The organism is Halorarum salinum (assembly GCF_013402875.1).
Classification (GTDB): domain Archaea; phylum Halobacteriota; class Halobacteria; order Halobacteriales; family Haloferacaceae; genus Halorarum; species Halorarum salinum.
Map to the genome: position 1 here is coordinate 397,094 of NZ_CP058579.1, position 17,738 is coordinate 414,831.

Sequence of the window (17,738 nt, forward strand, 5' to 3'; positions counted from 1 at the left end):
GATAATCGTTGTGGGGTTGGTAACGGGTGACGTGAAGCGAGGAAAAGGTCGAGGGCACTTTCAGCGGACGCGTCCGCCCCGCGAACGGGCCGGTGGCTGGCCCGCGGAGGTGCGTCGGCGGGGAACTCAGCTCGCGCCCCGCGCCTCCCTCGCGGCGTCCAGCGACCAGAAGAAGCCGTAGTAGGCGAGGACGCCGCCGAACATCGCGAGGTAGTAGGCCCATCGTGGCCCCTGGAGCCACTCGAAGACGAGCGAGACGGCCGTCACCCACGTCATGGCGAACACGAGGTCGACGAACATGCCCGAGCGGTTCTCCCGGACGTGGTCGCCGATCGCCTCGAGCCGGCTCATCGGCGGCGGGGACGCGCGGCGGCGCGCTCGGACACTGTCAGTCGTCCCCCGGTTCGCCGCCGTCGGTCGCCGCGACGTCCTCGGCGGACTGCATCCTCGTCATCGGCTCGGGGCTGTGACACTGCCGCACCAGGCGCTTGGTCTCCATGTCGGGTTCATCCGTCACCAGCGAGACCCCGATGGTGACGGCGAACACGACCGGGACGGCGATCAACGCCGACCCGATCGCGGGCACCGCCGCCGCCAGCGTCGCCGAGTAGGGCTCGCCGGAGCCGACGTACGTCGGCAGCACCTCGTTTATCATCGGGACGGTCCAGACGATCAGGCCGGTCGTCATCCCCGCCAGCGCGCCCTGCCGGTTCGTGTTCTCCCACCAGAGCCCGAGGAAGAACATCGGGAACAGGACCGCGCCGGCCAGCGAGAACGCGTACGAGACCAGCGCGGCGATCGGCGCCGCGGGGTCGAGCGCCGCGAGCGTCGTGACGACGCCGAGCGCGACGATGCTCGCTCGTCCGACCAGCACCTGCCGGCGCTGGCTCGCGTCCTCGTTCACGATGTTCGCGTAGATGTCGTGGGAGATGGCCGAGGAGCCGGCGATGAACAGGCCCGACACCGTCGCGATCGCCGCGGCGATGCCCCCGGCCGCGACGAGTCCGACGAACCACTCGGGCAACTCCGCCAGCTGGGTCGCCAGCACGACGATGACGTCGCCCGCGGCGGAGGTCATGCCTGGGTCGCCGTACACCGCGCCGATGTTCCGCGAGTACAGGTCGGTCCCGAACGCCGCGAACGCCGGCGCCGAGAGGTACAGCAGGCAGATGAAGAACAGCCCCCAGACGGTCGACCAGCGGGCGGTCCGCTCGTTCTCGACCGTGTAGAACCGGACGAGCACGTGTGGCAGCCCGCAGGTCCCGACGACCAGCGAGAACGCCGTCGCGATCCAGAGGTAGTAGCTCTCGTTGACGAACGGCTCGCTGAACTCCGAGCTGAGCGAGCCGATCATCGCGCCGTACTCGATCTGGGGCAGGGCCGTCGAGTAGCCCTGCGAGAGGCCGACCGCGTACAGGCCGACGAGGAACGCGACGATGAGGATGACGTACTGGACCGCCATGTTCTTCGTCGCCCCCATCATCCCCGAGAGGGTCAGGTAGCCGACCGTGATCGCCATCATCAGGACGACCATCGACTGGTAGCCGCTCAGCCCGGGAATGCCGACGTCGCCGAAGATGTAGAGCCCGACCAGTCCCATGCCGCGCGCCTGCCCGATGGCGTAGACGAACCCGATAAGGAACGTCGTGACCGCCGCGATGGCGCGGGCGGCGTCGGAGTTGAAGCGGTCGCCGACGAAGTCGGGGGCCGTGTACTTCCCGAACCGGCGCATCTGCGCGGCCAGGAAGATGAGGAGGATGAAGTAGCCCGCCGACCAGCCGACGACGAACGCGAGGCCGTAGAACCCCGACAGCGCGATGAGCGCCGCCATCCCCAGGTACGAGGCGGCCGACATCCAGTTGGCGCCGATGGCCATTCCGTTCTCGACGTTCCCGATGGACCGGCCGGCGACCCACATCTCCTCGGTGTCGGCCACGCGGAACGCGTATCCGATGCCCAGGAACAGGGCCAGCATCGCGACGACCAGGACGGCCGGTGCGAGCTTGAACGAGACGTTCAGCCCCTCCGGAAGGAGGCCGCTCTGGAGGAACGCGCCTGCGGTCATTCGTCGGCGCCCCCGTCCGCGGCGACCGCGCTCCCGTCGCCGGCCGCCGTCCCGGGACCCCGTCCGTGTTCGATGCCGTACTTCTCGTCGAGCCGGTCACGCTTTCGCGCGTACCAGAACGACAGCACCAGCGCGCCGCCGGGCGCCCCGATCGCGACCAGGAAGTAGTGCAGCGGGAAGCCGAGCACCGGCATCCTGGCGGTCATGGGGCCGGGCGCGACGAACGTCAGCGTCACCGGGCCGAAGACGACGAGCGCCCAGGCGACGAAGCCGGTCCAGACCACGCGGAGGTGGTCCCGCATGAACGGCGTGCTAGGGTTCAGAAGGTTCACCTCGCGTTCGAGGTAGTTCGTGTCGCGGTGGTTCCGGGCGGCCCCTGTAACGGTTCCTCCGTCGGTTTCGGTCGAGGCGTCTCCCCCCTCTCCGTCGACCATCCGATGGAAAATCGGGATCGTTCATTATAATTTCTCCGGCCGTCGAATCTGTAGTAACTCGAACGTGTTCGAACGAAGCCGTCGGGACGAAACCCATCCCTCGACGACGCTTCCCCGACGGGTGGCCGTTCGCCGGAGTCGAGTTCACGGACGGGAGTTCGACGGGTCTGACCCGGGCCGACGGGGAGTCCGACCCCGCGTCGGCCGTCCACGCCTCCCTACCTTCACACGGACGTCCGTCCCGAAACCCCTCCTCGCCCGTGGCGCGATTCCCGCTCGGCGTCGGATCGCGCACCCTCGATCGTCTCCCTTTCGACGTCCACCGGGCGCAGGGACGCCGAGCGAACCGCCGAAGAATATCGACCGGGTCGCCTACTCCTCCTGGACCTTCACCCGGATGTCCTCCACCACGTCCGGGTTCCGCAGCGTCGAGGTGTCGCCCAGTTCGTCCTCGTTGGCGATGTCCTCCAGCAGGCGGCGCATGATCTTCCCGGAGCGGGTCTTCGGGAGTTCGGGCGTGAAGACGACGTCCTCGGGCCGCGCGATGGGGCCAATGGCGTCCTCGACGCCCTCGACGATGCGGTCGCTCATCTCCTCGGAGCCCTCGTAGCCGTCCTCGAGGATGACGTAGGCGTAGACGGCCTCGCCCTTCACGGGGTGGTTGCCGCCGACGACCGCGGCCTCGGCGACGCCCTCGACGCCGACGATGGCCGACTCGATCTCCATCGTCCCCAGGCGGTGCCCGGAGACGTTGATCACGTCGTCGACCCGGCCGAGCACGGTGATGTAGCCGTCGTCGTCGATCTTGGCGCCGTCCTCGGGGAAGTACACCCAGTCGTCGGGGTCGTCCGAGTCGACGTCGGAGTACTCCTTCCAGTACTCCTCGATGAAGCGCTCGTCGTTGTTGTACAGCGTCCGGAGCATCCCGGGCCAGGGCTTGTTGACCGTGAGGTAGCCCGCGCGGCCGGCCTCCACCTCCTCGCCGTTCGTGTCGACGATCCGCGCGTCGATGCCCGGCAGCGGCGGCCCCGCGGAGCCGGGCTTCATGTTCTTCACGCCCGGCAGGGTGGTGACCATCATGCCGCCGGTCTCGGTCTGCCACCAGGTGTCGACGACGGGGCAGGACTCGTCGCCGATGTGCTTGTAGTACCACTTCCACGCGCGCGGGTTGATGGGCTCGCCGACGGTGCCCAGCAGGCGGAGGCTGGAGAGGTCGTGCCGCTCGGGGAACTGGGAGCCCCACTTCATGAACGCGCGGATGGCGGTCGGCGCGGTGTAGAGCTGGTTCACCCCGTACTCCTCGATGATCTCCCAGAGGCGGTCGCGCTCGGGGTAGTCGGGGGTGCCCTCGTACATCACGGAGGTCGTGCCGAGCGCGAGCGGCCCGTACACGATGTACGAGTGGCCGGTGATCCAGCCGATGTCGGCCGCACAGAAGTACGTGTCATCCGGCTTCACGTCGAGCACTGCGTGGGAGGTCCAGGCGGCCCACGCGAGGTAGCCGGCGGTGGTGTGCTTGACGCCCTTCGGCTGGCCCGTGGTGCCCGAGGTGTACATGAGGAACAGCATGTCCTCGGCGTCCCGTCCCACCGGGTCGACGGTCGCGCCGGACTGCTCCTCGACGAGCGCGTCGTAGTCGTGCTGGTTCCCGGCCAGGTCGTGGCCGAAGTCGTCGCCGTTCGGGCCGAGTCGGTCGACGACCACCACGTCCGAGACGTCGCCCTCGACCATCGAGAGCCCCTCGTTGGCCTTGTCGAGGTGGTCGAGCGGGTCGCCCCGGCGGTAGTAGCCGTCGCAGGTGACGAGGTACTCCGAGTCCGCCGAGTCCATCCGGGTGGCGAGCGCCTCCGCCGAGAAGCCGGCGAAGACCACCGAGTGGGGCGCGCCGATGCGGGCGCACGCCAGCATGGCGACGGGCAGTTCGGGCACCATCGGCATGTACATCGTCACGACGTCGTCCTCGCCGACGCCCCGCTCCCGCAGCGCCGCCGCGAACTCGTTCACCTCGCGGTGGAGCTCCTCGTAGGTGAACGTCCGGTCGTCCTCGTCGGTCGGCTCGCCGATCCACTCGATGGCGACCTCCTCGCCCCGCTCCTCGAGGTGCCGGTCGAGACAGTTCGCCGAGGCGTTCAGCGACCCGCCGGTGAACCACTCGTAGAACGGCGGGTTCGAGTCGTCGAGCACCTGATCGTACCCCTCGTCCCAGTCGAGCATCCCGGCCGCTCCCTCCCAGCACTCCGGCCAGTTCTCCTCGAACTCGTCGTAAATGCCAGCGTCGGAGACGTTCGCCTGTTCGACGAACTCCGCCGGCGGCTCGAACTCCTCCTGCTCCTCGAGCCGGGCCTCCAGTTGCACGTCATCGTCTGACATACTCATTGAAAGGTGGGAATAGACCGTGATAAAACCTACCCCACGGCGCGGGTGCGTTCGCTCGCTGGCGGAGCCTCTCGGAACTGAAACGACGGCGCGCCCGGCTACGAGGCCAGCCCGATCTTCTCGCGGTAGGCGCCGTAGTGGCGTTCGAACACGTCCATGATCTCGCCCATCGTGGCGTACGTCTTCACGGCCTCGACGAGGACGGGCATCACGTTCTCGCCGTCCTCGATGGCTCCGTCCAGGTCGGCGAGCGCCGCCTCCACGGCCGCGTCGTCGCGCTCGGCCTTCACCTCCGCCAGCCTGTCGAGCTGGCGCTCCTGGGTCTCCTCGTCGACGTGGAGCAGGTCCGTGTCGGGGTCCTCGTCGACGGCGTACTTGTTCACGCCGACGACGACCTCCTCGCCCTCCTCGACGCGCTCCTGGTACTCGTAGGACGCCTCCTGGATCTCGCGGTGGAAGAAGCCCTGCTCGATGCCCTCGAGCACGCCGTCGCGGACGGAGCCGTCGCCCATCCCCCGGATCTCCTCGAGGTACGCCATCGTCTTCTCCTCGACCTCGTCGGTCAGGCTCTCGACCATGAACGAACCCGCGAGCGGATCCACGCTGTCGGCCGCGCCGGACTCCTCGGCGATGATCTGCTGGGTGCGCAGGGCGACGCGGACCGCCTCCTCCCCGGGGAGCGCGAGCGCCTCGTCGAAGGAGTTGGTGTGGAGGCTCTGGGTGCCGCCGAGCACGCCCGCCAGCGCCTGGATCGTCACGCGGACGATGTTGTTGAGCGGCTGCTGGGCCGTGAGCGACTGCCCGGCGGTCTGGGTGTGGAACTTCAGGCGCTTCGCCTCGTCGGCCTCGGCGCCGTACCACTCGTCCATCACGTTCGCGTAGACGCGGCGGGCCGCGCGGAACTTCGCCACCTCCTCGAAGATGGAGTTGTGCGAGTTGAAGAAGAAGGAGAGCTGCGGGGCGACCTCGTCGACGCCCAGCCCGCGCTCCTCGGCGTCCTCGACGTAGGCGAAGCCGTCCGCGAGGGTGAAGGCGAGCTCCTGGATCGCGGTCGATCCGGCCTCGCGGATGTGGTAGCCCGAGACGGAGATGGGGTAGATGCCCGGCGTCTCACGAATCGCGAACTCGACGGTGTCGGTGACGAGATCGAGTGAGGGCTCCGGGGGGATGACCCACTCCTTCTGGGCGATGAACTCCTTCAGCATGTCGTTCTGGAAGGTGCCCCGGAGCCGTTCGCGTGGGACTCCCTGCCGGTCCGCGAGCGCGACGTACATCGCGAAGATGACGGGCGCGCTGGGGTTGATGGTGAACGAGGTGGACACCTCGCCGACGTCGATGCCGTCGAAGAGGATCTCCATGTCGCGGAGGGTGTCCACGGCCACCCCCTCCTTGCCGACCTCTCCGTCCGAGAGCGGGTCGTCCGAGTCCTTGCCCATCAGGCTCGGCATGTCGAACGCCGTCGAGAGCCCTGTCTGGCCGTTCTCGATGAGGTAGTGGAAGCGCTCGTTCGTCTCCTCCGCGGTGCCGAAGCCGGCGAACTGGCGCATCGTCCAGGTGCGCCCGCGGTACATCGTCGGGTACGGGCCGCGGGTGTACGGCTCCTCGCCGGGGAAGCCGAGGTCCTCCCCGTAGTCGAGGTCGGCGACGTCCTCGGGGGTGTAGAGGTCCTCGATCTCCAGGTTCGAGACGGTCGCGAACCGCTCCTTGCGCTCGCCGTGGGCGTCGACGGCCGGGTCCCGGGTCTCGGCCTCCCACTCCTCGCGGGCCTCGCGTATCGCCGCGAGGTCCTCCTCGTCGTACATGGACGCACTAATTGCCGGAACGGTCATTAAGGATTCGGGTGGTCCGGAGTTCTCGGTGATCGGTTTCCGGATGGGTACTCGGGTCGTAGGTGGTCGGGCAGACTCCCCTCTGGTAGTGTCGGAGTGCAGACCGCGAAACCCCCGCAGCTATCGCTTTCCGGTTCAGTTAGTGCGTCGCCGAACACGTCCAGAAAGCCCCCGCGGCTGTCGGCGACGGCGCGACTGGCAAGCACCGCAGCGCCCGAACAGGGTGAGGGCGCGAGGAGCGCAGCGGCCGCACCGACCCGAGACCTCCGCGGGGGCTCTCGAGGCAGCCGTCACCACGAAAGCCGAATCAAAAACAGCCGTCACCCGGATGGCCAAACCAACCCATCAACCGACGACGAAGAAGCAACGACACACAAAAGCCCCTCACCCCCCAACGCCCACCCAGAAGTGCAGCCCTACGAACGAAAACAGCTCCTCGAGCGGATCAACCGCGAGAGCGCCACCATCGGCGTGGACATCCCCGATCGGATCGACGTCCAGGGCGAGCCGATCGACCTCCGCGAGTTCGTCTTCGAGATCAAACGGCGCGACACCGTCCCCGAGGGCGAGCGCGACCGCGTCGAGCGGGCGAAGCGGAACCTCCGCCGCGAGCGCATCGAGCGGCTCGAGCGCATCGAGGAGGACGAGGTGGACTTCGCGACCGGCGAGGAACTCGCCGCCAGCATCATCGGCATCGACCGGGCGCTGGAGGCGCTCGAACAGCTCCGGCCGCCCGACCTCGAGTCCGAGGCCGAGCGCCAGGAGGCGATGGACCGCAAGCGGTGGATGAGCTTCCTGAAGAAGGCGCTCGGGCACGACGAGTCGAGCGGCCGTCGGGGCGGACGGTAGCCCCGGACCGCCGCCCTCGCTCGTCCACGTTCCCGCTCGCGAGTCGGTCCCGCCCGGCCCGTCGTTCTAAGTTCCGTCCCCGCGAGAGCACGGACGATGAGGAACGCAGAGGTCGCCGCGCTGCTGGAGGAGTTCGCGGACCTGCTGGAGGCCCGGGACGTCTCCTACAAGCCGAACGCCTACCGGCGGGCCGCCGAGAACGTCCGCGACCACCCCCGTGCGATCGAGGACATGGCCGCCGAGGGGGAGGAGGCGGTCGCCGAGATCGACCAGGTGGGCGACGCCATCGCGAGCAAGGTCGTGGAGTACTTCGAAACCGGCGAGATCGAGGAGCTGGCGGAGCTCCGCGCCGAACTCCCGGTCGACATGGTCGCCCTGACGCGCGTCGAGGGCGTCGGCCCGAAGACGGTCGGCACGCTGTACGAGGAACTCGGCGTGACCACGCTCGAGGAACTCGAGGAGGCAGCCGAGGCCGGACGCATCCGGGAGGTGAAGGGGTTCGGCCCGAAGACCGAGGAGAACGTCCTCGAGAACGTCGCCTTCGCCCGGCAGGCGGGGGAGCGCCAGCGCCTGGGCGACGCCCGCCCGATCGCCGACGACGTGCTGGCGTACCTCCACGAGATCGAGGGGGTCGAGGCGGTCGAGGTCGCCGGCTCCATCCGCCGGTGGAAGGACACCATCGGCGACGTGGACGTGCTCGCCGCGACCGAGACGGGGCCGGCGGTCGTCGACGCGTTCACGGACTGGCCGCTCGCGGACGCGGTCATCGAGGCAGGCGAGCAGAAGGCCAGCGTCCGCGCGAACGACGTCCGGGTCGACCTCCGGGCGGTCGTCCCCGACGAGTTCGGCGCCGCCCTCCAGTACTTCACCGGGTCGAAGGCGCACAACCTCCGGGTCCGCAACCTCGCGATCGACCGCGGGCTGAAGATGAACGAGTACGGCATCTTCGACGTCTCCGACGTCGCGGACCCGGACGCCGACCAGCGTGCGGGCGAGCGCCTCGGCGGCGCGACCGAGGCGGAGATGTACGAGCCGCTCGGCCTGCCGGTGTTCGCCCCCGAGATCCGGTGTGACACGGGCGAGGTCCAGGCGGCCCTCGACGGCGACCTCCCCGACCTGCTCGAACACGAGGACGTCCGCGGCGACCTGCACACCCACACCGACTGGTCCGACGGGGGCTACACCGTCGAGGAGATGGTCGCCGCAGCGGCCGAGCGGGGCTACGATTACCACTGCGTCACCGACCACGCCGTGGGGCCGGGCGTGTTCGGCGACGCGGGGCTCACCGACGAGGAGGTGCGCGAGCAGGCCGAGGCGGTCGAGCGCGTCCGCGAGGAGGCCGCGATCCCGGTGTTCCACGGCGTCGAGGCGAACGTCGACGCCGACGGCGACGTGACCACCAGCGACGACCTGCTCGCTGAACTGGACGTCGTGATCGCGTCCCCACACGCCGCGCTCGACCAAGGGGAGGCGACCGACCGGCTCGTCCGCGCCGTCGAACACCCGCACGTCGACGTGCTCGGCCACCCAACGGGACGGCTCATCAACCGGCGCGCGGGCCTCGACGTGGACTTCGAGCGGCTCGCCGAGGCGGCCGCCGCCGCCGGGACCGCCATCGAGGTGAACGCCAACCCGGCACGGCTGGACGCCAACGGCGACGCCGTCCGCGCGGCGGTCGACGCCGGCGCCCCGATCGCCGTCGACACCGACGCCCACTCGCCCTCGGAGTTCGAGTACGTGCGCTACGGCGTCCACACCGCCCGGCGTGGCTGGGCAGAGACCGCCGACGTGGTGAACGCGCGGGACGCCGAGGGGCTCCGCGAGTTCCTCGACGACTGATGACCCCCGACGGAGCCGACGGGAGCGGAAACGGTGACGCCGGGCCGGACGGTACGGACGAACGCGACCGCCTCCTCCTGGACGCCATGCTCGGCACGCTGGCGACGTACCTCAGGATGTGCGGCTACGACGCCGCCTACGCGCTCGACCGTGGAATCGAGGACGACGACCGGCTCCGCGGGCTGGCGGCCGCGGAGGGGCGCCGGCTGCTCACGCGCGACGCGTCGCTCGCGGACCGAACCGACGGCGCGCTGCTGCTGGAGTCGCGCGAAGTGACCGACCAGCTCCGCGAACTGCGCGCCGCCGGCCTGGACCTCTCGCTGCCCGACCGACCGACGCGCTGTGGAACCTGCAACGGCCCGCTGGCGTGGCTCGACGATTCGGAGCCGCGGCCGTCGAACGCACCCGCCGACGGGCCGACGTGGCGCTGTCGGGACTGCGGGCAGCACTTCTGGAAGGGGAGCCACTGGGACGACGTTCGCGACACGCTCGCGCGTCTGTAGCCGCCTCGGGATCCGGGGGTTACCGGGGGTTCCACTCCTCGCAGGCGTCCATGTCGTCCATCAGGTCGTCGTGGAGCCCGCAGTACGGCTGCATCCCGTTCTCGGTCCTGACGTACTGGAAGTGGGTGCAGGAGCCGCAGTAGGCGTCGCCCGCGTTCTTCGGCCGGTCGCCTGCCGCGTCGGTATCGCCCGTCGACGGGGCCGACTGGGTCGACTGATCCGACGGGGAACCCGCGGCGGGCGAGGACGCGGAGGCGGTCGACGCTCCGCCCGGTCGGTCCCGGAGCGGCTGGATGTCCTGCGTCGACGCGCCGCCGTCGCTGGCGGGTGAATCGCCCCCGGAGGACTCGCGGCTCGCTGAGTCGCGCCCGGACGAATCACGTCCGGGCGAATCACGACTCGCAGGACCCTGACTCGTCGAGTCGCGCCGCCCGGAACCGCGTCGGGTGGGCTCGGACGCGGGCGAGTCCGGGGCGGAGGTCGCCAGGTCGCCGCGGCGGTTCGTCTGCGTTTCGACGTCGCCGTCCGGGGTGTTCCCCATGAAGCCGATCCCTCCCATTCGACCCATCGCGCCCTTCGCACCGTCGACCTCGGTGACCTGCGAGCGGGGGACCTCGATGATCTCCGTCTCGCCCTGGCGGGTGACCTGCAGTCGAACCGTTCCGCCGGGGTCGTTGCGGGACTTGAAGTTCGCCACGCCGACGAACAGACACCAGAAGGTCGTCATGATGCCGAGGAAGTAGACGCCCGACGTCGGGAGCGTGAGGTTGACCAGTCCCTCGCCGCAGTTCGATCCCGACCACTGGCACGGGTACGCGTGGGCGAACAGCGCGACGCCGAGCAACGCGACGCCCGCGCCGACGATGGCGGCCGCCCGGGTGCGTCGACCGGCCGGGAGGACGGTGAAGATGCCGAGAAACACCGCGGGAACGCCGAGTCCCCCGAGCACGCCGCCGTACTGTCGGGCGTCGGTGAGGCCGAGCGCGCTTATCGAGGACTCGGTCGTGGCGACGGCGATGCCACAGACGACCAGCAGCGCGCCGAGGAGAAACAGCCCCACCCCGAGGTACAGCCGACGGAGGCTGGCGTACTCGCCAACCTGCCCCTCGTACACCTCCGAAAGACTGGTCATGCCCCCGGCTATGAGACCATCACACAAAACAGTATGTCAGACGTGGTCGTTCGACGGGCGTGACGGGGAGGCGGAGCCGCGGGCTCGGATTCGACTCCCCAACGGGGTGGCCGCGATCCGCCGCGGTCGGGCGTCCGGTTCCTCACCGTTCGGCGACGACCGCCTCGACGGCGGCGGGCCGGCGGGCGACTCCCCGAAACGCCGCGAACGGAAAGGATTACACCCGGCGCTTTCGAACCTCCGTCCATGGCCGACGACGAATCCGAGGAAGCGGAGGAGCCCGCCGTCGAACTCGGCGAGGGGCCGGCGGTCGAGGGCGCCCCCGTCGCGCGGGTCGCCTCGCGACTCACCTGGCCCCAGGAGAAGTCCCGAATCGTCGAGAAGGAGGGCGACGCGGTGATCCGAACGCCGGACGGTCCGTGCGAACTGGACGAGGTGCTCGATGCGGTGGACGTGACGTACTTCGACCGGAGGCAGACGTTCGTCGCCGCCGTCGAGGACGTCGTCGGACGCGGCCCGGTCGAGACCGCCGAGTGACCGGCCGACGACCCCGGGCACGCGAGTAACCTTTTCCCGCGCTCGGGCGAACCTCCGCACATGACGCTCCCGTTCGATCCCGAGGCGGTGTCCGCCGGCGACGTCGGCGAGAAGCGCGCGACCCTGGAGATGGACCACGAGGCCGCCGTCGAACACGTCCGCGAGACGTTCCTGGCGAACGGCTTCGGCGTCCCGGTCGAGTTCTCGCCGTCCGAGTTGCTGAACGAGAAGGTCGACGCCGGCCGCGACCCGTACTACGTGCTGGGCGCGTGCAACCCGGGGATGGCCGACCGGGCGCTCGACGCGACGGGGAGCCGGATCGGCGCACTGTTCCCGTGTAACGTCGTCGTCTGGGAGGAGGACCCGGGCGTCCAGACGGTGTACCACGTGAGCATCATGCGAATCGCGCGACTGCTCGGTCTCGACGCGGACCGCGAGGCGATCGACGACATCGTCGCCGAGACGGGCGAGATGGTCGACGCCGCGTACGACGATCTGGACACGGTCTGATCGGCCTCACGCGCCGGGACCCCCGGCGGCACGGACGTCGACGGGGATGGCTTCTACACCCCGAAGTCCGCGAGGCTCGACTGGAGTCCGGCGACCATCGTGGACTTCGACCGGAGGCGCCCGAGCGACACGGGGAGGTGGTCGACCACCGAGCGGACCGCGGCCTCGAACGTCTCAGCCTCCCCGTGTTCGCCCTCGAACGCGTTCCGGACCGCCTCGCGGATCTGCCAGACGCCGACCGGGCCCCAGTAGTCGTCCGAGACGTGCCGGAGGACGAGCACCTTCGCCTGTCGACCCTCGGCCGAGAGGTGTTCGAGTACGCCGAACCGCGCGGCGTAGTAGGCGCCGGCGGTCTCCTCGACGTAGCCGGTCCGCCCGTCGCGGTTCTCGTGGGCGCTCGACATCGCCGTCCCGGTCGCCGGGTCCGGGTTCCAGATGCTCCCCGGCGCCTTCATCTCGACCAGTTCGTACTCCCAGTCGCCCGGGGCGAGCACGACCCAGAAGGCGTTCCCGAGGTACTCGTTGCGCCACACCTGGACCGAGTCGACGCTCGGCGCGTCGCGGACGGTCCCCCGGAGGTACTTGCCGACGGTGTCGTCGACGGCGGTGATGGACCACCGGGTCGGGACGAGTCGGCGGTCCTCCCCGCGCCCCAGCGCGCCCGCCGAGAGCACGGTGTTGATGTCGTACACGTCCAGCCCGCGGCGGTAGAGGTAGGTCATCGCGCCCTCGGCGTTCCAGTCGTCATCCTCCAGCGTCTTCTTCACCGGGCGGGGGACGTGCGGGTTCTCGGTGAGTTCGGCCGACTCGGCGCGTGCACGCGGGCCGGTGGGCGTGGCGATGTCGGCCTCCGAGACGTCGAAGTCCAGGTCCGGGCCGTCGTCGAGTCCGATCTCCACGTCCACGGGGCGGTCGGCGATGGCGACCTCGCGCTGGGTGCCGAGGAAGCCGTTCCACGCGTCGTGGACGTTCGTCACGTCGGCCGCCCTGTTGGAGTTGAGCAGCGAGGTGCGCCGCTCGAAGACGTCCGAGATGGAGACGCGCTCGTCGTACCAGCCGGCGTTCGTCTCGAAGCTGGCCGCGTCGGCCTCGTGGCCGACCGGCGAGAGGATGCCCGTCGAGACCTTCGGGTAGTTCGAGCGACCGACGAAGATGGACGGGGAGACGGAGCCGAACACGGAGTCGCCGCTCGTGGCCTCCTCGAAGCGGTGCTGGAACGACTCCATGTGATCGAGGAGTTCGTACGACTTCTCCGAGGCGAGCCGGCGCCGCTCGGCGCGCTCGTTGGCCTCGAACTCCACGAACTCGTCCAGCTTCATTCGGTGCCGGCTAGCGGCCGAACGGGCTTGAACGTTCCCCGTAGCGGCGGCTCGCGGGCCGAGCGTGGGAGTGGCGGGTCGGGAGCGGGGGCGAGCAGGCGACGCGGACGGCGGGGCCGCGCGGCGGTGCGTCACGAGTGTCCGGACCGGCTCCCGTCGGGCCGGAGGCAACCGCGGAGCGCCGCGCGGCGGTGCTCAGGTCACGGGGGCGGTGGTCCCGTCACCGTACTTGAAGCTACGCGTCGCTCGACGGGACGCGTTCCGGACGAAAAGTTCGGTTCCGGGGTTGGGACGACGCCCTAACTGTGGATGCCCATCGCCTCGATCTGCTCCTGGTAGCGGTTGCGGATGGTGACCTCGGTCACCTGGGCGACGTCGGCGACTTCCCGCTGGGTCTTCTTCTCGTTACACAAGAGCGAGGCGGCGTAGATCGCGGCCGCCGCGAAGCCCGTCGGCGACTTCCCCGACAGCAGTCCCTCCTCCGCGGTCGTCTCGATGATCTCGTTGGCCTTGTTCTGGACCTCCTCGCTGAGCTCGAGTTCGGAGCTGAACCGCGGGACGTACTTCTTGGGGTCGACCGGCTTCATCTCGAGGCCGAGTTCCTGGGAGATGTAGCGGTACGTCCGGCCGATCTCCTTGCGTTCGACCCGCGAGACCTCGGAGATTTCCTCGAGCGAGCGGGGGATGCCCTCCTTCCGACAGGCGGCGTACAGCGCGGACGTGGAGACCCCCTCGATGGAGCGGCCGCGGATGAGGTCCTCTTTGAGCGCGCGGCGATAGATGACCGAGGCGACTTCGCGCACCGAGCGGGGCACGCCGAGCGCGGAGGCCATGCGGTCGATTTCCGAGAGGGCGAACTGGAGGTTGCGTTCGCCGGCGTCTTTGGTGCGGATGCGCTCTTGCCACTTGCGGAGGCGGTGCATCTGGGAACGCTTTTCCGAGGAGAGCGAGCGACCGTAGGCGTCCTTGTCCTTCCAGTCGATGGTGGTGGTGAGGCCCTTGTCGTGCATCGTCTCGGTGACGGGCGCGCCGACGCGGGACTTGGACTGCCGCTCGGAGTGGTTGAACGCCCGCCACTCCGGCCCGCGGTCGATCTGGTCGTCCTCCACGATGAGCCCCGTCGGCTCGTGAATCAGCTCCCCGTCAGCCGTTCGAACGAGGTCCTCCTCGTCGACGTCCTCCGGATCGAGCTCCGTCCCCTCGTCCGACTCGGACTCCCCTCGGTCCTCCCACTGTCGTCGCTCCCGTTCCTCCCGCTGGCGGGTGGGCCGTGTCATCGCGTTTTTATACTATCCGTCGCTGCACACTTCAACGTTGGCCCGGTAGGAGGAAAACCGACCGACTGAACGCGAACGGAACGCTTTCGCGTCGAGGGGTTCCAGCGTGAGGTATGCCGGTCATCGAGTGCGACACCGAGTCCGCCCGGAGGCGACTGGAGGACGCCGGGGTCGTCGTTTCCGAGGGCAACACCGACCACGAGCAGTGGCGCGCGGAGCGCGACGGCGCGACGGCGGTCGCCTACGACGACAAGGTCGTGGTCCAGGGGAGCGACCCCGCGCGGCTGACGACGCTGCTCCGTGGTGGGGGCGGGCGGGGACACGTCTACTTCGACGGGGCCTCCCGCGGAAACCCGGGGCCGGCGGCCATCGGCTGGGCCGTCGTCACGAGCGACGGCGTCGTCGCCGAGGGCTCCGAGCGCATCGGGGAGACGACGAACAACCGGGCGGAGTACGCCGCGCTGATCCGGGCGCTGGAGGGCGCACGCGACTACGGGCTCGACGAGGTCGACGTGCGGGGCGACTCCCAGTTGATCGTGAAGCAGGTCCGCGGCGAGTGGAACGTGAACGAGCCGACGCTCCGCGAGAAGCGGGTCCGCGCCCGCGAGTTGCTGGACGGGTTCGACCGCTGGACCCTCGAACACGTCCCGCGGGAGATAAACGAGCGCGCCGACGAACTGGCGAACGAGGCGTTCGATGGTGCCTGAACGGACCGACGAGCCGGACGACGTGGAACCGGACGGGAGGGACCGGGTGGAGACGGGGGCTGACGAGGGAGGTGACGCGGAACCCGAAGCGGACGCGGAATCGGAACCGGACGGCGACGAGGAGCTCCCCGCCGACCTGATCGAGGAGGCCGAACGACTCACCCGCCTGGCCCGAAAGGCCGTGGACGAGGAGGAGGCGGCCGCCTACCGGTCGGACCGCGAGCGGCGGCTGGCCGAGCACGACTTCACCGCGCGGGTCCGCGAGGGGGACGACACCCTCGTGTTGCACCCGGAGGAGTGGCTCGAGGACGGCCTCGCTCGCGTGGACCGCATCGAGGACACCTCGCGGGCGATCGAACGTCCCCTCTCGGGTCCGGGTGACCCGGACGACTGGCAGGCGGTCGAGGAGTACAACGCGTCGCTCGTCGAGCGCGTGACCGCAGAACACGGCGAGACACACGGCGCGAACGCGCGCGCGTTCGCCGACTTCATGGGGAACCACTACGCCAAGCGGATGGACGAGGCGACCGACGAGGAGGTCGCGGAGTTCCTCGCGGAGTACTTCCCGCGGAACGCGTGGCCGACGGACGAACAGCGGGACCTCGCCGAGTCGTCGGTCGGGTTCGTGTTCGAATCGACGGACCGGTAGCTTGGCAGGTGAAAAACGGGGTGGGCCCGACCCCCCGGGCGGGCCCCCCTTCGAGTCGTCGTTCCCCGCGTGATCGTCGGCTCGCCGACCGGCCGTCGGTCGGGCGTCAGTCGTCGATGCGCTCCCGGACCTCGTCCGCGCGGTCCTCCCCGGTGACGTACTTGGAGAGCACCCAGTCGATCCGGTCGAGGACCGCCTGGCGGCCCGTCTCGGTGAGCGCGTACTGGTTCGTGCGCTTGTCGAGTTCGCTCTTCTCGACGAGGTCCATCTCGACCAGGTCGTCCAGGTTCGGGTAGAGCCGACCGTGGTTCACCTCGGCGTCGTAGTACGATTCGAGCTCCCGTTTGATCGCGAGTCCGTACATCGGCTCCTCGGCGAGGATGACGAGGATGTTCTGTTGGAACGCGGTCAGGTCGCGAGCGACGCCCACACTGTCGCTCTTGGTTTGTGCCTCTGACATGCGATAGGGGTAGAGATGTCACCTGTCTATTTAATAGTTGGCAACCGAGACGGCGTTTTCTGGCGATAGAAGGCGAGAGACGGCGCTAATCGACGGTTCCGATCGACCGTTCCCCCGAAGTCGTCGGATCGAGCGTGCGCCTCGGGCGAGTGTCGGACAGCCGAATGGATAAATCCTCGGCCTGCGTTCCCCGGGTGAAAGAGCCTCGTCCCTCGCGCGCGGTTGCCGTCGGAGCGTCCGCGACCGCCGACGCGGACGCGACTGCCGTCCGGGCGAGCGCGTGCCGAAAGGACTTTGCCCGTTTTCCGGGAAGCCACTGGTGCATGACGAACCTCTGGGAAGACCTCGAGACGGGGCCGAACGCCCCCGAGGAGATCTACGCCGTCGTGGAGTGTCTGAAGGGCGAACGCAACAAGTACGAGTACGACAAGGACATCCCGGGCGTCGTCCTCGACCGCGTGCTCCACTCGAACGTCCACTACCCCTCCGACTACGGCTTCATCCCGCGGTCGTACTACGACGACGAGGACCCCTTCGACGTGCTCGTGCTGCTAGAGGACCGGACGTTCCCCGGCTGCATCGTCGAGGCCCGCCCGGTCGCCCTGATGAGGATGGACGACGACGGCGAGCAGGACGACAAGGTCGTCGCCGTCCCCTCGGAGGACCCGCGGTACGACCACGTCGAGGACCTGGCGGACATCCCCCAGCAGACGCAGGACGAGATAGACGAGTTCTTCTCGACGTACAAGAACCTCGAGGAGGGAAAGGAGGTCGAGACGCTCGGCTGGGAGGACCGGCAGGCCGCCTACGACGCCATCGAACACGCACAGGACCTCTACGAGGAGCACTTCGGCTGAGCCCGGGGCCCCGTTCCCGAAGCGACCCCACGAACCGCCAGCCGTAACGCCGGCTCATGCCCTCCGGACATAGCCCCGGTCCGGAGGATGTGTTATGATTATGGGTAATCTTTTGCCGCGGCGGCGGCTAGTGCCGACCGAGCATGGCCGCCAAACGACCGACCCTCGGCGTGAACCACCCGACGGTGATCCCCGCGAACTTCGAGCCCGAGCACCCCCGGGAGGAGGACGAGGACCTCGAAGCACCCGAGACCGACGAGGACGAGTAGCCCGATCCGGGGAGCGCCCCGCTCCACCGAGAACGACGAGCCGGGTATCGGATTCGCACGACCGCTCGTCGACGGAGACGGACGTCGGCCGTGGATGTCCGGCGGTCTCACGACGAGAGTTCCCCG

Annotated in this window: 18 protein-coding genes; 9 read left to right on the forward strand and 9 right to left on the reverse strand. The window is 69.3% G+C overall.

Annotation, left to right across the window (positions count from 1 at the left end; all coding sequences use genetic code 11):
- Positions 1-126: 126 nt before the first annotated feature.
- The 5 genes from HUG12_RS01830 to HUG12_RS01850 all read right to left on the reverse strand — a co-directional run bounded on the left by HUG12_RS01830 (position 127) and on the right by HUG12_RS01850 (position 6,677).
- Positions 127-351 (reverse strand): hypothetical protein, encoded by a 225-nt coding sequence (locus HUG12_RS01830; RefSeq protein WP_179267135.1) that lies wholly within the window; start codon positions 349-351, stop codon positions 127-129.
- Between the two features lie 37 nt (positions 352-388).
- Complete coding sequence (locus HUG12_RS01835) at positions 389-2,065, reverse strand: VC_2705 family sodium/solute symporter (protein ID WP_179267136.1); 1,677 nt, start codon at positions 2,063-2,065, stop codon at positions 389-391.
- Entirely contained in the window at positions 2,062-2,499 is a 438-nt protein-coding gene (locus tag HUG12_RS01840; RefSeq protein ID WP_179267137.1) for a DUF4212 domain-containing protein, read from the reverse strand. Before HUG12_RS01840 ends, HUG12_RS01835 begins: the two co-directional genes overlap by 4 nt.
- 372 nt (positions 2,500-2,871) lie before the next feature.
- Positions 2,872-4,869: an acetate--CoA ligase gene (gene acs, locus HUG12_RS01845; protein ID WP_179267138.1), complete on the reverse strand. Its 1,998-nt coding sequence runs from the start codon at positions 4,867-4,869 to the stop codon at positions 2,872-2,874.
- Between the two features lie 104 nt (positions 4,870-4,973).
- Complete coding sequence (locus HUG12_RS01850; RefSeq protein ID WP_179267139.1) at positions 4,974-6,677, reverse strand: acyl-CoA mutase large subunit family protein; 1,704 nt, start codon at positions 6,675-6,677, stop codon at positions 4,974-4,976.
- A gap of 435 nt (positions 6,678-7,112) precedes the next feature.
- Here HUG12_RS01850 and HUG12_RS01855 point away from each other — a divergent pair, with 435 nt between their 5' ends.
- The 3 genes from HUG12_RS01855 to HUG12_RS01865 all read left to right on the forward strand — a co-directional run bounded on the left by HUG12_RS01855 (position 7,113) and on the right by HUG12_RS01865 (position 9,895).
- A complete protein-coding gene (locus HUG12_RS01855; RefSeq protein WP_179267140.1) occupies positions 7,113-7,553 on the forward strand; it encodes a DUF5788 family protein in 441 nt (146 codons plus the stop codon).
- A 96-nt stretch (positions 7,554-7,649) separates the two neighbouring features.
- Positions 7,650-9,392 (forward strand): DNA polymerase/3'-5' exonuclease PolX, encoded by a 1,743-nt coding sequence (gene polX / locus HUG12_RS01860; RefSeq protein WP_179267141.1) that lies wholly within the window; start codon positions 7,650-7,652, stop codon positions 9,390-9,392.
- Positions 9,392-9,895, forward strand: coding sequence for a Mut7-C RNAse domain-containing protein (locus tag HUG12_RS01865; protein WP_179267142.1), 504 nt, complete (start codon positions 9,392-9,394; stop codon positions 9,893-9,895). The genes polX and HUG12_RS01865 overlap by 1 nt, the downstream gene beginning before the upstream one ends.
- A 19-nt stretch (positions 9,896-9,914) precedes the next feature.
- Here HUG12_RS01865 and HUG12_RS01870 read toward each other — a convergent pair whose 3' ends face one another.
- Complete coding sequence (locus HUG12_RS01870; protein ID WP_179267143.1) at positions 9,915-11,027, reverse strand: DUF7139 domain-containing protein; 1,113 nt, start codon at positions 11,025-11,027, stop codon at positions 9,915-9,917.
- Between the two features lie 246 nt (positions 11,028-11,273).
- On the opposite strand from HUG12_RS01870, the gene HUG12_RS01875 reads away from it, so the two are divergent.
- Entirely contained in the window at positions 11,274-11,564 is a 291-nt protein-coding gene (locus HUG12_RS01875) for a DUF5789 family protein (RefSeq protein ID WP_179267144.1), read from the forward strand.
- 60 nt (positions 11,565-11,624) lie between these two features.
- Positions 11,625-12,074, forward strand: coding sequence for a DUF302 domain-containing protein (locus HUG12_RS01880; protein WP_179267145.1), 450 nt, complete (start codon positions 11,625-11,627; stop codon positions 12,072-12,074).
- A 53-nt stretch (positions 12,075-12,127) separates the two neighbouring features.
- Here the strand turns inward: HUG12_RS01880 and nreA are convergent, their stop codons facing one another.
- Positions 12,128-13,393 (reverse strand): DNA repair protein NreA, encoded by a 1,266-nt coding sequence (gene nreA / locus HUG12_RS01885; protein ID WP_179267146.1) that lies wholly within the window; start codon positions 13,391-13,393, stop codon positions 12,128-12,130.
- A gap of 299 nt (positions 13,394-13,692) precedes the next feature.
- A complete protein-coding gene (locus HUG12_RS01890; protein ID WP_179267147.1) occupies positions 13,693-14,670 on the reverse strand; it encodes a transcription initiation factor IIB in 978 nt (325 codons plus the stop codon).
- A gap of 113 nt (positions 14,671-14,783) precedes the next feature.
- Between HUG12_RS01890 and rnhA the strand changes: the two genes are divergently transcribed.
- Together rnhA and HUG12_RS01900 are read left to right on the forward strand one after the other, a co-directional pair.
- On the forward strand, positions 14,784-15,377 hold the full coding sequence (rnhA, locus tag HUG12_RS01895) for a ribonuclease HI (protein WP_179267148.1): 594 nt from the start codon (positions 14,784-14,786) through the stop codon (positions 15,375-15,377).
- A complete protein-coding gene (locus HUG12_RS01900) occupies positions 15,370-16,026 on the forward strand; it encodes a DUF7108 family protein (RefSeq protein ID WP_345776996.1) in 657 nt (218 codons plus the stop codon). Before rnhA ends, HUG12_RS01900 begins: the two co-directional genes overlap by 8 nt.
- Positions 16,027-16,132: 106 nt before the next feature.
- Here the strand turns inward: HUG12_RS01900 and HUG12_RS01905 are convergent, their stop codons facing one another.
- Positions 16,133-16,486 carry a PadR family transcriptional regulator gene (locus tag HUG12_RS01905; protein WP_179267149.1) on the reverse strand — a complete coding sequence of 118 codons (354 nt, stop codon included), beginning with the start codon at positions 16,484-16,486 and terminating at the stop codon, positions 16,133-16,135.
- Between the two features lie 323 nt (positions 16,487-16,809).
- On the opposite strand from HUG12_RS01905, the gene HUG12_RS01910 reads away from it, so the two are divergent.
- Positions 16,810-17,343, forward strand: a complete 534-nt coding sequence (locus HUG12_RS01910; RefSeq protein ID WP_179267150.1) for an inorganic diphosphatase — start codon at positions 16,810-16,812, stop codon at positions 17,341-17,343.
- Between the two features lie 143 nt (positions 17,344-17,486).
- A complete protein-coding gene (locus tag HUG12_RS21830; RefSeq protein WP_281362325.1) occupies positions 17,487-17,612 on the forward strand; it encodes a hypothetical protein in 126 nt (41 codons plus the stop codon).
- Positions 17,613-17,738 lie beyond the last annotated feature (126 nt).

What these genes read in the sequence shown, in the direction of transcription:
- HUG12_RS01865 (WP_179267142.1), top strand. Translation starts at nt 9,392, where the DNA reads ATGACCCCCGACGGAGCCGACGGGAGCGGAAACGGTGACGCCGGGCCG.
- HUG12_RS21830 (WP_281362325.1), top strand. Translation starts at nt 17,487, where the DNA reads ATGGCCGCCAAACGACCGACCCTCGGCGTGAACCACCCGACGGTGATC.
- nreA (WP_179267146.1), bottom strand. Translation starts at nt 13,393, where the DNA reads ATGAAGCTGGACGAGTTCGTGGAGTTCGAGGCCAACGAGCGCGCCGAG.
- HUG12_RS01875 (WP_179267144.1), top strand. Translation starts at nt 11,274, where the DNA reads ATGGCCGACGACGAATCCGAGGAAGCGGAGGAGCCCGCCGTCGAACTC.
- HUG12_RS01880 (WP_179267145.1), top strand. Translation starts at nt 11,625, where the DNA reads ATGACGCTCCCGTTCGATCCCGAGGCGGTGTCCGCCGGCGACGTCGGC.
- HUG12_RS01890 (WP_179267147.1), bottom strand. Translation starts at nt 14,670, where the DNA reads ATGACACGGCCCACCCGCCAGCGGGAGGAACGGGAGCGACGACAGTGG.
- HUG12_RS01850 (WP_179267139.1), bottom strand. Translation starts at nt 6,677, where the DNA reads ATGTACGACGAGGAGGACCTCGCGGCGATACGCGAGGCCCGCGAGGAG.
- HUG12_RS01910 (WP_179267150.1), top strand. Translation starts at nt 16,810, where the DNA reads ATGACGAACCTCTGGGAAGACCTCGAGACGGGGCCGAACGCCCCCGAG.
- acs (WP_179267138.1), bottom strand. Translation starts at nt 4,869, where the DNA reads ATGTCAGACGATGACGTGCAACTGGAGGCCCGGCTCGAGGAGCAGGAG.
- HUG12_RS01840 (WP_179267137.1), bottom strand. Translation starts at nt 2,499, where the DNA reads ATGGTCGACGGAGAGGGGGGAGACGCCTCGACCGAAACCGACGGAGGA.
- HUG12_RS01835 (WP_179267136.1), bottom strand. Translation starts at nt 2,065, where the DNA reads ATGACCGCAGGCGCGTTCCTCCAGAGCGGCCTCCTTCCGGAGGGGCTG.
- HUG12_RS01905 (WP_179267149.1), bottom strand. Translation starts at nt 16,486, where the DNA reads ATGTCAGAGGCACAAACCAAGAGCGACAGTGTGGGCGTCGCTCGCGAC.
- HUG12_RS01830 (WP_179267135.1), bottom strand. Translation starts at nt 351, where the DNA reads ATGAGCCGGCTCGAGGCGATCGGCGACCACGTCCGGGAGAACCGCTCG.
- HUG12_RS01870 (WP_179267143.1), bottom strand. Translation starts at nt 11,027, where the DNA reads ATGACCAGTCTTTCGGAGGTGTACGAGGGGCAGGTTGGCGAGTACGCC.
- polX (WP_179267141.1), top strand. Translation starts at nt 7,650, where the DNA reads ATGAGGAACGCAGAGGTCGCCGCGCTGCTGGAGGAGTTCGCGGACCTG.
- rnhA (WP_179267148.1), top strand. Translation starts at nt 14,784, where the DNA reads ATGCCGGTCATCGAGTGCGACACCGAGTCCGCCCGGAGGCGACTGGAG.